Source organism: Colwellia sp. SU-HH01217 (assembly GCF_057543495.1).
This window is the reverse complement of record NZ_BAAJLX010000001.1, coordinates 707861-722272: the sequence shown is the minus strand read 5'-3', so window position 1 is coordinate 722272 and position 14412 is coordinate 707861. Positions and strand designations below refer to the sequence as shown.

Below are 14412 nucleotides of genomic sequence, written 5' to 3'. Positions count from 1 at the left end.
TAACCCGTTTAAAAGGTCGCGAAAGCGGCCTTTTTTGTGCTCATAACCTTCACGGTGTGAAGACCGAGTACGTTAAGAAAAGAGTCCTAATGGACTGTTTTTAGTAAACGAGGGCGAGGAGCTCCGCGACGAAGCTGAGAGTCGTACAGTTGGTGCTGATGTTGTATCAAAAATCATTGCTTAATTAGCAGTTTTTGACAACCCGTTTAAAAGGTCGCGAAAGCGGCCTTTTTTGTGCGTGAAAGAACATCTTCAAGGCGTGGAGACAGAGTACGATTATAAAAGAGTCCTAATGGACTCATTAATGCTCTAATGCATCAAGTCTTTGAGTAATTTATCTTTAGCTTGGTTGAATTCATCACTTGTAAGAAACCCTTGCTGTTTTAATTTAACAAGCTTATCAAGAGCATTAACAAGCTCAGTATCAATTAAGCTGTCTTTTTTGCTAATGGGGTCATTATTGCTCTTTATTGGTGGACTGGTCTTGATTGACTTCTGAGGAGTTTCAATGGTGTCATCCGATAAAGAGGCAGACTTACTCATTGTGGCTTTAACTTTTTCAATTGCCGCCTGTTTATTTTTTTTAATAGCAGACTTTTTAAGTACTGTTTGTGGCGCAGTCGATTTTAACGCTGGTCGAGGTGTTCTTTTCCCCGTGTTTTCTGAATTAATACTACGGGCGACTAACCAACACCAATCAATTATTTCTTCAATTACTTCTTTATAACGTTTTTTTGTAACGCGTTGGTCACCTTTTCTTGCGTACAATGAAATACGGTAGTCTTGGGCTTGATTTCTAAGTACTAAACAAATTTGCCTGACTTTATCGTCAATCATCTTATCTTTATATTCACGGGCAAAGTTTTCTCGCAGATCAAGCTCTTGGGCATCACTAAACCCGAAACCTTTTTCGTGATTAATTAGTGATATGCTAGTGTTATTAAGAAAAATCTCACTTGATTCAATTTGATTTATTGTCAAGACTGTTTCACTGGCTGTTTGATGACGGCGATATAAACCAACCTGTAATTTAGATTGACTCACCTCAATATCAGCATAATTACGCCGTACTAACGAAGATAAACCTTTTTTACCTTTTTTTAATTGGCTGATAACCAAGATAGACAGGGCAGTAATGAGCGAAATAAAAATAAAAAAGCCATCATTTGAGGTTTGTTGGTTTTCATCGTAAAGCTCACCTGATGGATTATTCTGCGTTATTTTAGAGATAACAGAATTGGTATTATCTAGTAACAATAATTCTCCGAAACTGTCAGAAAACAACAAGAGTTCATCGGTATTAAGTTGTTCAGCGCTATCTAGGTTGGTTTGTACTTTTTCAGCAGTATTGGTAGGGTTTGCCGATTGATGGGTATTGAGCAACCATTGGTTACTTTCTTTTGTTAAATAAATTAATCGTTTTCTTAAAGACTTTAAAGCTCTCCCCTTATATAAAAGGATATTACTGATATTTTCTTCTATGACCGCTTTCTCTCTTGGTGGGGTAGAACGCCAATCACTGCGATGTTCGGCAGTTGAAAAAATATTTTGTTGATCATAATTATGGACAACTGACAATTGTTCGCTATTTTTTTGCGGCCAAAGGAATTGTTTAATTTTCTGTGCACCTAATAAAAATATTTCATCGTTAATTTCAATATCTTTCAAGAAAGGATTATTTGTGGGAACGGTGTATTCTTTTAAACCAAATTTTTTGGGATTAATTCTTAGTATTGCCCCTGAATATAATGGGTAAGTCGATAGAGTATCTTCAGGTAAAAGTGAAAAATAAAGTAAGCCATAATCATCATTCCAAGATTTTTTAAATGGGTTAAACGCTAATTGATGAATATGATTTTCTTGATTAATCAATGAAACTCTAACAATTTCTCTCTTGCTTGATACGTCTACTTTTGTATGATTAAGTTGATTAAATTGCCATTCTGTTATCACAGCATCGTATTGATAATTAATATCAGCTTGTCTTATTTGTAAACGTTTAGTTTTGCTGTTTTTTACTCGTTTGCTTGTATGTGCAGTGTAAAAAGTGCCATAGCCAATTTGATCACTAAAAGCAAAATCAGGATGAAGGGTAATTGACGTTAACGTGACTGATTCTTCATTCTCTGGCTGAATATGAGTGGCTAGGTTAAAAATAGGCTGAGAATTAATTTGACCGTCTTGTGCAATATAAATTTTTCCTGACTTGTCGGCTAGATAATACTGTTGCTTATCATTAGGGTTAGCTAAAGCATTAAGCCATTGTGGGGGTGGGGTTTGTTCATTGCTTAAATTTACAATTTGATGAAAAGAATATAAGGAGGAGGTCGTAGCATGAGAAAAGGAAATTGTATTCAATAAGCTAATGATTAAAATGCTTTGAAATATAGCTCTTCTGCCAAGAATAAAATAATGCCACATGTTGTCTAAGAAAGTCCTTATCTTTAGTTGAACAAATTTTAATTAATTAATGTATCTTATTTTTAGAAAAAACCTAGTGTTTTATCGATAATTATTTAAATAAATGCACTTTTGCTACGTCGATAAACTGCTTTTTGTCTTTAGTCGCTAAATAACTAAGTTTTCCTTCAATAAATATGATATCTCCTTGCTGGGCTTTGTCATGAAGTTGCATTGCTTGTTTTCCCCAAACGTGTAGAGCTCGTTCACTGCTTTTGTTTTTATACTCTTGTTTAATTGTACAAAAAACTTGATGGTTAATGATGACATTTGCCTCAACGAAATCTTTACCGTTTTCGGTTTTTCTCAATTGAATAGGTGAATTTAATAAGGCACTACAATGAATTTGATTAACTGATTCACTATAGCCTTTAGCAAATGTCTGTAAAAATGTTGCCGTAATACTTTGTGGATGCGCATCATCACTATTTAAAGCGTTACTGGTTAAATAGCCTTGCACAAGAATGAGGTCGCCTTTTTGTGCATGTAATAAAGTTTTTTCAACTATTGAGCCAACCACTTTTATTTGATGAAAACTGGTCCATTCTTTATATTGATTGGTTTTTTTATCTAACCATCGACTGTGTGTTGCGACGGTAATTTCAGTGACAGCAACAATTGGATTCGCACGATAACGAATATCAGGTTTCGCGACTAAATTACCTAACAGGGTAACAGCACATAAATGTGAATAACTGGTTGGTTGAATCATATTTTTCCATAAGCTTATAAGCGGTTTACACTACAGGTAATTTATTAGATGTTACTATGTTGAGCAAGGTAAAATTGGATACTTGAGCGAGTTTAAGTGATTATCATGGTACGAGTATAATATTCTTTAAATGTTTGTATGTATTAGACAATAATAAAATTTAAGGCTATAACAGAGCCATTTTGTTAAATGGTGGGCTCGAAGGTAACAAAATGATAACTATTGGTGACATATAGCTGGCGTAATCTTAACATAGTAGCATTTATCAAGTTTTACTATTCAACCCATATCATTATCTAATAACCTGTTAAAGAAGTTAGTGTTGATTAAATAAAATAATTTGAAGGTTATAACGTGGAATTTACCGTTAATATAAAAAAAATAGCTTATGTTAACGCCAGAAATAATCAAACTGGCGATAAAAAAGTGCATCAATTTGATAAAAGTGAACTTCCTTCATTGTCGGCATTAAAACCTATGCAAAGGCGGAGACTTAGCCCTTATGCTAAGCTTGCGATGCATTGTGCGCTTGAAGTAACGGAAAACGAAAACAACCAATTAATGAGCGTATTTTCATCTCGTCATGGCGATTTGCATAAAACGTCTGATATGCTAGGTGATATTTCCGCTGGAGAAGCACTTTCACCCACAGCATTTAGTTTATCTGTACATAATGCGGTATCAGGTCTTTTTACTATATTTACTCAAAATACTCAGCCATCTACCACTATTTCTGCAGGAAAAAATACTTTCCTTATGGCGATGCTTGAAGCTCATATTCGATTAAAAACAGGAGAACGTGAAGATATATTGTTGGTGCATTGTGACCAAGCTTTACCTGAACCTTATCTAAAATATGCCGATGAAGCACAAATTGACCATGCCATTGCCCTCGTTTTAACAAAGGACTCTTCGGTAGCGACAACAAGTATTAACCTTGTGCAGTTAGATAACAAAAATATGGGTGTTGCTCTTAAAAATAAACTGAACACTGAACTACCGCAAGCGATAGCTTTTAGTCAGTGGTTTAACCAAGCAGATAAAAAAGAATTGTTACTCAACGACCCTTATTGGTTGGTGACTCGTTAAATGATTAATAAAGCATGGCGTATATTGGCGACCGGACTGTGTTTTTTTATATTTTTTTTTGGTGGTCTAGTGCTGGCAATATTTGTACTCCCAATACAAGGTTTGTTTTGCAAAAATAAAATTCACGCTGAAAAAATTGCGAGAAAAACGGTAAAGTTAACATGTCAGTTTTTTATCTTTTTTATGGAGATAACCCAGATTTCACGTTTTTTAGTTAATAATTCACAAGTTTTAGCTAATTTAAGAGGAAATTTAATTATTGCAAATCACCCATCTTTAATAGATGTGGTATTATTGCTTTCTAAAATACCCGATGCCAATTGTATTGTGAAAGCTCACTTGTTTAGCAATCCCTTTATTAGAGGTGTCATTAGAAATACTGGCTATATTAGTAATGATGATCCTGAGCAACTTATTGAGGATTGTCGGTTGTCTTTGGCGCAAGGACATAATTTGATTATCTTCCCTGAAGGTACAAGGTCGACGCCGAACCAACCATTAAAATTTAAACGGGGCGCTGCCAATATAGCTATTAGATGCGACGCACCTATGCAATGTTTTAGGCTAGATGTTAACCCTATTACCTTAACCAAAGCTGATAAGTGGTATAAGGTGCCGTCACGCAAATTTGTTGTTAACTTAACGCTACTTGCTGATGCTCCAGTGCCTGAAAAACAACGAACAGAACCTATAAGTAAAGCGACGCGGTTGTATACACGTGAACTTGAGCAATATTATAATAAGGAGTTAAAAAAACAATGTCAGAATTGAAAACGAAGTTGAAAGCATTAATCATTGATACCTTGGACTTAGAAGATGTTACCGTCGAGGACATTCAAGATGATGAGGCTTTATTTATTGACGGCCTTGGTCTAGATAGTATTGATGCGCTTGAATTGGGCTTAGCGATCAAAAAGACGTTTAAAGTAAAAATTGATAGTAATTCAGAAGATACAAAAAAGCACTTTAGTTCAATCAATAGCTTATCTAAGTTTATTGAAGAAAGTCAGTAGTAGGTCATAGTATGCAAACTAGAGAAGAAATATATACCGCGTTAACGACAATTTTTGTTGATGATTTTGAAATAGATCAAGAAGCAATCTCGCTAGATGCCAATTTATATGAAGATTTAGATCTTGATAGTATAGATGCGATTGATCTTGTGGTAAAACTGAAAACACTAACGGGTAAAAGGCTTGAACCTAACGCTTTTAAACAGGTACGTACTGTTAATGATGTCATAGACGCTTTAGAAAACCTCATTACCGATTAATATTCTTTCGTGAAAATTATCCTAACAGCGCTACTTGCGCTCATGTTAATTCTTTATCCTATTATTGTTTATACGGGGCTGCAATACTTTGAGCCTCGTATCATTGCTATTGTGTTAGTTGGTTGTCTTGCCTTGAGGTTAGTGACTCATAACGCCACACAAAAAACTGGTAAAAGCAGTAAAAATAGTAAGCCTTGGCTGAAAGTTACCTCGTTACTTGCCATTGTCGTGCTTATGCTCACGGTGGTTTTTGATAAGGTTATTGGCGTCTTACTCTATCCTGTTGCGATGAATTTAGGCTTATTGATCATTTTCAGTTACTCCCTTTATCAAAAACCTTGTGTTATTGAAACACTCGCTAGAGTTAAAGAACCCGAGTTAGACGAGTTTGCCGTTAAATATACCGAAAAAGTTACTGTGGTGTGGTGTATTTTTTTCTTACTCAATGGCAGTATAGCTTTGTACACCGCATTGTATGCATCAATAACTCATTGGACTTTATACAATGGGCTTATTGCTTACCTTTTAATGGCCGCGCTTATGGCCGTAGAGTTTTTAGTGCGATTGAAAGTCAAAGCAAAACGGGCGAAAAGTGTTTAATTTATCAAAGCTCACGGCTGAACAACTTTTATTTTCAATGCATGACCAACAAAAGTCGTTACATGAATTTGTTAATGATATCGCGCAATATCGCGCACGCATCAACCAATATAGTAAAAATAGTGATGTTAATAGTCGCCCATTAAAAGCTTTACTTTTTCACCCTGACCCTTATCAGTTTTCAGTGCGGTTGTTTGCGTTAAGTTTAGAGTCGGCGGATATTTATTTTCCAAGTAACGGGCAAGTTGAAACACTCAATAGCTTTACTTCAGTCGTTTCGGTGTTTGCGGGCAGTGCAGAGCAGAATATGTCGTTGCCAACGCTTGAAAGCTTGAAAGTCGATAACGCTATCGTGCACCACTGTATAGACGAAGAAGTTGCGTTTAATTGGCCAACAACAGGAAACCTTTACTTTAGCACTTCGGGCTCAACAGGACAGGCTAAGGTTATTCATAAAAGTTGGGGACAACTCAATTTAGAGCTGATTGAATTACAAAACTGCTTTAATTTAACAGTTAACCACACAATAATTTCTACGGTTTCTCATCAACATATTTATGGCTTACTCTTTCGCTTGTTATGGCCGCTTTCTGTGGGGGCACAACTTGGTGATACCTTTGAGTATCCTGAGCATATCCTTTCAGCGTTAAGTGAAATGGAGCAGGTGGTGTTAGTTTCTAGCCCCGCATTTTTAAAACGTTTGATTAATGATAATGTCTTAATAGCAAAACGCCAGCAGTTGAGTCAGCTCTTTTCATCGGGTGGTATGTTAACTGATGACGTTGCCATTAGCTTAAAGAAGCAATTAAATATTGATGCCACTCAAGTTTATGGTAGTACTGAAACGGGTGGGATCGCTTATCGACAAGTGGACAGTTTACCGCCAGCACAATGGCAAACTTTCGCCGGAGTCATGTTAAGTGTTGACCATAATAATGGGCAATTAATATTACAATCGCCTTGGGTGAGCGAATCTCCTATGTTACTTGATGATACAGGGAAGTTAACTTCGCCAACACTATTCACGCTCACAGGTCGAGCCGATAGAACCGTTAAGCTTGAAGAAAAACGAGTGAACTTAACGTCGATGGAAATTGTCGTTAATAGCCATGCTTGGGTAGAAGAATCAAGGATATTTTTAAAGCCAGGAAAACGTGATTTACTCTATGCGGTGGTCAGTTTATCAGAGCTTGGCTTAGCTAAAAAAGCAGAACTGACTGCGATGACATTTACTCGAGAGCTCAAAAGTCATTTATTGTCACAGTTTGAGTTAGTTTGTTTGCCAAAAAAATGGCGATACTTAAGTGAATTACCGTATAATTCACAGGGGAAATTAGTGCAAATTGAGTTGGAGAAGCTTTTTGAGTGAACTAAAAGAAATAACACCTGAACTCATTGCAAAAAAGGCATTAGTCGATGGTGTTGAGTTAACCCTCACAGCGCAACCTTCCTTAGATTATTTTAAAGGACACTTTCCTAATGCCCCTATTTTAGCAGGGGTTGTACAATTGGATTGGGCAGTTCGGTATGCTAGAGAGTACCTTCAGTTATCTGGTACAACAGTTAAACAAGTTGAAGTGCTCAAGTTTCAGGAAATAATACAGGCGGGCCAAAGCATTAAATTAGTTTTAACGCAAAAGTCTGCCGAAAAGTTCGTGTTTAAATTTCAGTCTGATCAATGTGTGCACTCTAGTGGCCGCGTATTGCTGGAGGTAGAGTGATGCGCTATTGCTTTATTGTGCCCAATTACAACCATACCGATGAATTACCTGCACTACTAGCAAAGCTGGCTGATTATAAACTGCCGATTATCATGGTAGATGATGGCAGTGAAGCATCAGCAAAAAAGATTTTTGACGAGCAGGTAAAAATCGTACCCGAACTAACACTTATCACACATAAGCAAAATCAGGGAAAAGGTGGTGCTGTTCAAACAGCTATTAAATATGCTCATCAGCTTAATTTTAATTACGCAATTCAAGTCGATGCTGATGGCCAACACAATATTGCTGATATTAGTCTGTTAAAAACATTGTCTGAACAATACCCCAAGGCGCTTATTTCAGGTAAGCCTGTGTACGATGAATCCATACCTAAACATCGATATTTTGCACGCTTTATCACCCACTTTTGGGTTTGTATCGAAACATTGTCAATTAAGTTATCAGACAGTATGTGCGGTTTTAGAGTTTACCCTATTGAAGAAAGTATGTTTTTGATGAGTAAAGTAGAGCTAGGCAAGCGCATGGATTTTGATATCGAAGTTATGGTGCGGCTATTTTGGCAGGGTCTTGATGTTAAATTTTTGCCAACTAAGGTTATTTACCCTGAACATGGAATATCTCACTTTAAAGCCCTTGAAGATAATGCTCGAATTAGTTGGATGCATACCCGTTTAGTTTTCGGTATGTTTTTGCGCATACCTAGCTTACTTAAGCGTCACTTTCATTAATGTCTTCCTCTTTGAAAAATAAGCACTGGTCTGTTATTGAGGAGCGCGGCACCATACTGGGCATGCAAGTGCTATTTACATTTTATCGCCTTGTCGGTCGTCGGTTGTTATGGCTGATTTTGTTTCCTGTTGTTTGTTATTTATATTGCACCAATAGCATTACGCGTCATGCTGCCAGAGATTTTCTTTCAAGAGTGTATAGCTATAAAAAACAACGCAGCATTACTGCTAATTTTTGGCAGGGTCTGAAGCTTCATTGCGCCTTTGCTGACTCTGCTTTTGATAAAATCGATACATGGCTTGGAAAAATTACTAAAGCAGATATTGATTATGTTGACCGTGATGGCATCAAAGAAGTGATTGAGCGCAAACAAGGTGGTATTTTTATTGGTTCACACTTAGGTAACCTTGAAGTTTGTCGAGCCTTAAGCACAATGAAAGAGACGACAGTCATCAATGTGCTAGTGTTTACAGAAAACGCGTTAAAATTTAATCAATTATTGGAAAAAGTAAATAACAAAGTTACGGTGAACCTGATTCAAGTTCGAGATATTGGACCTGGTCTGGCTGTTACGCTTAAAGAAAAAGTAGAGGCTGGTGAAGCTATTGTTATCGTAGGGGATAGAACAAGTGTCAGTATTGGTGGTCGAGTTATTTATGCGTCTTTTTTAGGTGAGCAAGCCCCTTTTGCTCAAGGTCCCTTTATTTTAGCTGCGTTGCTTGAGTGTCCAGTTTATTGGATTTTTTGTATTAAATCACAGGGACGATTTAAACTAATTTTTGAGCATTACTCAGACAGATTAATGCTACCTAGAAAACAAAGAGCTGAAGTTTTACAACAGATAATTGAAAATTATGCGCAACGACTAAGTCATTATGCAGTAATATACCCGTATCAATGGTTTAATTTTTATGATTTTTGGCAGAAAGACGAACAAGTTAGTCGTGTTGATGTTAACGGAGTGAGTAGGTGAGTCAGCAAGAAGCTATATTTGGTCTAAATAGACTGTCAATTGAAGATATTGTTAAAGTATCCAAGCAAGATATGTCGGTGGTACTCACTAACGATGTAACCTTTAGTAAGAAAATTAACTCTGCAGTGAACTTTTTAGATACCTTACTAAAAGAAGATGGTGTTATTTATGGCGTTACCACAGGTTATGGCGACTCTGTTACGGTCAATATCCCGTTAGATTTGGTTAAAGAGTTACCGCTGCATTTAACTCGCTTTCATGGCTGTGGTTTAGGTCAATCGTTTAGTCGAGTTGAAGGGCGTGCAATTTTAGCAACGCGTTTAGCCTCTTTAACACAAGGTTATTCCGGGGTTAGTTGGGACTTACTTAATTTATTAGTTGAATTTATAAATCGGGATATTGTTCCTGTTATTCCGCAAGAGGGATCTGTTGGCGCCAGTGGTGATTTAACGCCATTGTCCTATGTTGCTGGCGCTTTGGTAGGTGAAAGAGACGTATTATTTAATGGGGAAGTAAAACTGAGTTGCGAAGTTCTAGAGGAGCAAGGTTTACAGCCAATTACACTTAGACCTAAAGAAGGTTTAGCGGTAATGAATGGTACTGCGGTTATGACGGCGCTTTCTTGTTTAGCCTATGACCGTGCTCAGTATTTAGCAAAATTAGCCAGTCGAATTACAGCACTTTCAAGCTTAGCGTTACAGGGAAATAGCCATCACTTTGATGATATTTTATTTTCAGTAAAGCCCCATCCAGGCCAAGGTCAAGTTGCTACTTGGATCCGTCAAGATTTAAATCATTACGAACACCCTAGAAACTCAGACCGTTTACAAGACCGTTACTCTATTCGTTGTGCGCCACACGTTATTGGAGTACTACAAGACTCCTTGCCTTTCTTTAGAAGTATGATTGAAAATGAGCTTAATTCGGCCAACGATAACCCCATCATAGACGGTATTGGTGAACATGTTTTACATGGTGGTCATTTCTATGGTGGTCATATTGCTATGGTTATGGACAGTATGAAAACTGTTGTGGCTAATTTAGCAGATTTAGCCGACAGACAAATAGCGTCACTCGTTGATACACGTTACAACAATGGGTTGCCGTCTAATTTATCGGCAAGTTGTGATCAACGTAAATATATTAATCATGGCTTTAAAGCTGTACAAATTGGCGCCTCTGCTTATACCGCAGAAGCATTAAAGTTAACCATGCCAGCAAGTGTTTTTTCACGCTCTACTGAATGCCATAATCAAGATAAAGTGAGTATGGGCACTATTGCAGCAAGAGATGCATTACGAGTGATGCAGTTAACGGAGCAGGTGTTAGCCAGTACCTTATTAGCAGCAGTACAAGGTGTGCGCTTACGTATTGAAGCAGGCGAGCTTAATCATGACAGCTTATCGTCTAACTTGATGACTATGTATGATGATATTAGTGAAAACTTTGCCACACTAGTTGAAGACAGGCCATTAGAAGCAGATTTACGCTATACCATTGATGCAATTCAACAACAGCGTTGGAAACTTTATGAATAGCAAAGGTGCATTATTAACCGCAGAAGTTGAAATTAAAATTCCATTTCATGACTGTGATCCTATGCAAATTGTTTGGCATGGTAATTATGCACGCTACCTTGAAGTTGCGCGATGTGAACTGTTGGAGAAGTTTGACTATGATTATTTAGCTATGGATGCTTCGGGTTATTTATGGCCAATTGTCGATTTACGTATGAAGTACATAGGATCTGCTGTTTTTAGTCAAACGATTAAGGTTAATGCTTATTTAAAAGAATACGAAACACGGCTAAAAATTGATTATGTAATATCTGACACCAAGACCGGAAATAAATTAACTAAAGCAACATCTGTACAAGTGGCTGTAGATAAAAAAACGCAAGAAATGCAATTTAATAGCCCACCCGTATTGCTCGAAAAATTAGCTAGGGTGTTATAATGCAAAACCTGCTCAATATCACTCTAGTATTTGTCTTTGTTTGTCTTAGCACTACTGCTTTAGCCGATAAAATATCAGTGGATGAGGTAAGTCTAAAACTAAATATTCAGCCAATAGAAAACATTAATCAACAAGGACACTTTGTACAAAAGAAATTTTTTAACGTACTAAAAAAACCTTTTGTTTCCTCAGGTTATTTTCAAGTGTCCGAAAACTTATTGCTTTGGCAAACTATTAAACCGGTTAGCAGCTCGATTGAATATCGTGATCAAAGTTTAGTTATCACAGATGCTGCAGGGAATACCCAAGTACCGCCGCAAGCTGAAACTATTGCTAAATTAATGCGATACCTTATTAGTGGTAATTTTCAAGGGCTAACCAACAATTTCTACTTTTATGATGATGAAAGTAAGAGTTGTGTGCAGCTTAAACCCGTAAATGCGAGTATGAGCCAGTTTATTGAAAAAATCCGTCTGTGTGGTAATGTGCAAGTAAAGCAGTTTGTTTTATTTGACAAAAGCAACAATAGCACTGAAATATCATTGAGTTATAACCCTTTAGACTCTGGCAGTTAATGACGTGAAAATTTGAAAACAAGGAAAAGCGTGAAACGGTATATTGGTTGGTTCGGACTCATACAAAGTTTTATTGTTTTAGCTTTACTGAGTTTTATTGTTTTTACAGAGAAAGCTAAATTTCAAGCCGATATTTTAGCGCTCTTGCCTCAATCTGAACAAGTCACCTTGCATAATGCGGAGGCGCATTTTTTTGAGCGAAACAAAACCCTTGTTATTATCTCTATTGCTAAAGATAACGCAGAGCAAGCTTATGACAGCTTACAGAAACAACTACAACAACAAACCTGGTTTAATGACGTTAAAACCAATGATAACTTAATTCAAACACTCCAATTTTACTTGCCTTATAAAGGTCTGCTACTTTCCAGTAATTTCTCTAATGCGATTCAGTCACAGTTAACCTACGGGACTTATAGTCAACAAAAGCTATCGGAGGTAGTTAACCCGTTTATAAATGAATCTATCGCACACGATGCAAGTTTGTCCGTTGCTGATTTTGTTGAGCAAGCCATCACAAAACAAAGTGTATTAAGTGAAGAAAATGGCCGACTAGTCAGCTATGCGCTTGATGAAAAACGATTTTTCATTGTTTTTAATGTTGATAAACAAGCGCTTAACGTTGTTGATGCGATTATCGTTGCAAATGAAGTTAAACAGCTTGTTGCATCAACTACGGCTCAATACGCCGATAGCGAAATACATTACTCTGGTGTGCTATTTCATACCGCTGAAAACTCCAGTCAAGCACAGTTTGAGTTGTCTTTTTTTGGTAGCTTAAGCCTGCTTGCAATGCTTAGTATGGTTTACTTCGTCTTTCGTACTAAAAAAGCCCTACTGGCAGTGTCGTTAACTATCGCTAATGCCTTAGCTTATGGCTTTATTGTGTTAGTTTTATTGTTTGATAGCGTGCATATCATTAGCTTGGTATTTGGCGTTACTCTCATTGGCATTTCCATTGATTATTGTTTCCATATACTCACCGAATATAACGAAAGCGCAAGCGATAGCGAAATAAAAGCAGCGCAAAAACATGCGATTAAGAAGTCTATCCTGTTAGGTTTTTTCACTACGGCACTGGGTTATTTGTTGCTAACTTTGGCGCCAATAAGCTTATTTAGTCAAGTGGCTGTATTTGTTGTCGCCGGTTTAGCTGGAGCCATCATTGCCGTTTTTACATTACTTCCTCTTATTACTTTTATCCCGACTGAAAATAGCAGGGTAGCTAGTTTAGTCGCTAAATTGATTAAGATTTTAAAGCAGCTTCAGTCACGAAAAATATTGGTTTTAATCTTAGTTAGTCTTGTTATTGGACTGTTTTTTGTCGCAAAGCCGTTGCAATTTAATGACAGCATTGCTGACTTAAATGGCAGCAGCAGGCAGTTGATCGACAATGAACGCTTGCACAAAGCGGCTTTATCACAAAACAATGTCAGTCGACTATTTATCCGCGCTGACAGTGTAGAGTCTTTGTTGCAAAAAGAAGAGCAAGTACGAGCTACTATTAACTCTGATTATCCTGAAGCAAAGCTTACTGGTATTACTGACTGGTTGCCATCGAAAAAACGACAACAGCAAAACCAAAACGAATTGATTCAAGCAGTACAAAGTCATGTGTTTTCTTCTTGGGAAGATATAACTGGATTAACCATCGATTTGAAAGCGACAGATAAGGTTTTAAGCTATCAAGCTATTGAGAATTCGCCTGTCGCTTCGTACGTAACTCCTTACTTTTATCAAGATCAATCACATGATGATTATGTTTCTTTATTACAGGTTGTAAATATAAAACCAAATGTCCTTACTCAATTAATCGCTACATATAATGGTGATGTGATACTTTTTGATAAAGCTGAAAACATTTCCCAGTTAATGACAGAGTCTCGACAAAGTTTATTGTTTTGGTTTATCGTGGCATTAGCGGTATTCGCAGGAATGAGTTTGATAAAATTTGGTGTACAAGTCGCGCTCAATCAAATTTTGGTCTTGGCTTTATCGATTTTCAGCGCGTTAATGTTAAGCTATTTAATTCAGGGACCGTTGAATTTATTTAATGTTTTGGCAATGATGTTAATTTTAGCTTTAGCTATCGATTATTTAATTTTTTATCAGTACAGAGGTTTTTTGTCATCCAATGTTTTAGCGATTAGTTTATCTGCACTTTCATCGTTATTTGTTTTTGGCATTTTAGTTTTTAGTAACACACCTGCTGTCTATAGTTTTGGTTTAACGGTCATGTTAGGCATTGCAAGTATTTTTATTTTAGCTCCCTTATCCGTTAAGGCAGTAACACATTCAGTTAGCCATCCAAGTTAAAAATA

15 protein-coding genes are annotated in these 14412 nt (G+C 36.9%); 13 read left to right on the top strand and 2 right to left on the bottom strand.

Annotated features, from left to right (window positions below; all coding sequences use genetic code 11):
- Positions 1-309: 309 nt before the first annotated feature.
- Positions 310-2421: a hypothetical protein gene (locus AC27G3_RS03085; RefSeq protein WP_487118665.1), complete on the bottom strand. Its 2112-nt coding sequence runs from the start codon at positions 2419-2421 to the stop codon at positions 310-312.
- Positions 2422-2512: 91 nt separating this feature from the next.
- On the bottom strand, positions 2513-3172 hold the full coding sequence (locus AC27G3_RS03080; protein WP_487118663.1) for a single-stranded DNA-binding protein: 660 nt from the start codon (positions 3170-3172) through the stop codon (positions 2513-2515).
- A 354-nt stretch (positions 3173-3526) separates the two neighbouring features.
- Here AC27G3_RS03080 and AC27G3_RS03075 point away from each other — a divergent pair, with 354 nt between their 5' ends.
- The 13 genes from AC27G3_RS03075 to AC27G3_RS03015 are packed head-to-tail and all read left to right on the top strand — an operon-like array spanning position 3527 to position 14407.
- Positions 3527-4261 (top strand): beta-ketoacyl synthase chain length factor, encoded by a 735-nt coding sequence (locus tag AC27G3_RS03075; protein ID WP_487118661.1) that lies wholly within the window; start codon positions 3527-3529, stop codon positions 4259-4261.
- The gene (locus AC27G3_RS03070; RefSeq protein WP_487118660.1) at positions 4262-5032 is read left to right on the top strand and encodes a lysophospholipid acyltransferase family protein; all 771 of its coding nucleotides are present in this window, start codon (positions 4262-4264) and stop codon (positions 5030-5032) included.
- Positions 5020-5274, top strand: a complete 255-nt coding sequence (locus tag AC27G3_RS03065; RefSeq protein WP_487118658.1) for a phosphopantetheine-binding protein — start codon at positions 5020-5022, stop codon at positions 5272-5274. The genes AC27G3_RS03070 and AC27G3_RS03065 overlap by 13 nt, the downstream gene beginning before the upstream one ends.
- 11 nt (positions 5275-5285) lie before the next feature.
- Positions 5286-5534 carry an acyl carrier protein gene (locus tag AC27G3_RS03060; protein WP_487118656.1) on the top strand — a complete coding sequence of 83 codons (249 nt, stop codon included), beginning with the start codon at positions 5286-5288 and terminating at the stop codon, positions 5532-5534.
- 9 nt (positions 5535-5543) lie between these two features.
- A complete protein-coding gene (locus tag AC27G3_RS03055) occupies positions 5544-6134 on the top strand; it encodes a COG4648 family protein (protein ID WP_487118655.1) in 591 nt (196 codons plus the stop codon).
- Positions 6127-7503: an AMP-binding protein gene (locus tag AC27G3_RS03050; RefSeq protein ID WP_487118653.1), complete on the top strand. Its 1377-nt coding sequence runs from the start codon at positions 6127-6129 to the stop codon at positions 7501-7503. Before AC27G3_RS03055 ends, AC27G3_RS03050 begins: the two co-directional genes overlap by 8 nt.
- The gene (locus AC27G3_RS03045) at positions 7496-7855 is read left to right on the top strand and encodes an ApeI family dehydratase (RefSeq protein ID WP_487118651.1); all 360 of its coding nucleotides are present in this window, start codon (positions 7496-7498) and stop codon (positions 7853-7855) included. The genes AC27G3_RS03050 and AC27G3_RS03045 overlap by 8 nt, the downstream gene beginning before the upstream one ends.
- Positions 7855-8586: a glycosyltransferase family 2 protein gene (locus tag AC27G3_RS03040; protein ID WP_487118691.1), complete on the top strand. Its 732-nt coding sequence runs from the start codon at positions 7855-7857 to the stop codon at positions 8584-8586. The genes AC27G3_RS03045 and AC27G3_RS03040 overlap by 1 nt, the downstream gene beginning before the upstream one ends.
- A complete protein-coding gene (locus AC27G3_RS03035; protein ID WP_487118649.1) occupies positions 8586-9560 on the top strand; it encodes a lysophospholipid acyltransferase family protein in 975 nt (324 codons plus the stop codon). Before AC27G3_RS03040 ends, AC27G3_RS03035 begins: the two co-directional genes overlap by 1 nt.
- Entirely contained in the window at positions 9557-11098 is a 1542-nt protein-coding gene (locus AC27G3_RS03030) for an HAL/PAL/TAL family ammonia-lyase (RefSeq protein WP_487118647.1), read from the top strand. The genes AC27G3_RS03035 and AC27G3_RS03030 overlap by 4 nt, the downstream gene beginning before the upstream one ends.
- Complete coding sequence (locus AC27G3_RS03025) at positions 11091-11516, top strand: acyl-CoA thioesterase (protein ID WP_487118645.1); 426 nt, start codon at positions 11091-11093, stop codon at positions 11514-11516. Before AC27G3_RS03030 ends, AC27G3_RS03025 begins: the two co-directional genes overlap by 8 nt.
- A complete protein-coding gene (locus AC27G3_RS03020; protein WP_487118643.1) occupies positions 11516-12091 on the top strand; it encodes an outer membrane lipoprotein carrier protein LolA in 576 nt (191 codons plus the stop codon). Before AC27G3_RS03025 ends, AC27G3_RS03020 begins: the two co-directional genes overlap by 1 nt.
- 30 nt (positions 12092-12121) lie before the next feature.
- On the top strand, positions 12122-14407 hold the full coding sequence (locus AC27G3_RS03015) for an MMPL family transporter (RefSeq protein ID WP_487118641.1): 2286 nt from the start codon (positions 12122-12124) through the stop codon (positions 14405-14407).
- Positions 14408-14412: the final 5 nt, after the last annotated feature.

Bases quoted from the DNA above. Each gene is read 5' to 3' on its own strand.
- AC27G3_RS03085 (WP_487118665.1), bottom strand. From the start codon at position 2,421: ATGTGGCATTATTTTATTCTTGGCAGAAGAGCTATATTTCAAAGCATT.
- AC27G3_RS03080 (WP_487118663.1), bottom strand. From the start codon at position 3,172: ATGATTCAACCAACCAGTTATTCACATTTATGTGCTGTTACCCTGTTA.
- AC27G3_RS03070 (WP_487118660.1), top strand. From the start codon at position 4,262: ATGATTAATAAAGCATGGCGTATATTGGCGACCGGACTGTGTTTTTTT.
- AC27G3_RS03065 (WP_487118658.1), top strand. From the start codon at position 5,020: ATGTCAGAATTGAAAACGAAGTTGAAAGCATTAATCATTGATACCTTG.
- AC27G3_RS03060 (WP_487118656.1), top strand. From the start codon at position 5,286: ATGCAAACTAGAGAAGAAATATATACCGCGTTAACGACAATTTTTGTT.
- AC27G3_RS03040 (WP_487118691.1), top strand. From the start codon at position 7,855: ATGCGCTATTGCTTTATTGTGCCCAATTACAACCATACCGATGAATTA.
- AC27G3_RS03035 (WP_487118649.1), top strand. From the start codon at position 8,586: ATGTCTTCCTCTTTGAAAAATAAGCACTGGTCTGTTATTGAGGAGCGC.
- AC27G3_RS03025 (WP_487118645.1), top strand. From the start codon at position 11,091: ATGAATAGCAAAGGTGCATTATTAACCGCAGAAGTTGAAATTAAAATT.
- AC27G3_RS03020 (WP_487118643.1), top strand. From the start codon at position 11,516: ATGCAAAACCTGCTCAATATCACTCTAGTATTTGTCTTTGTTTGTCTT.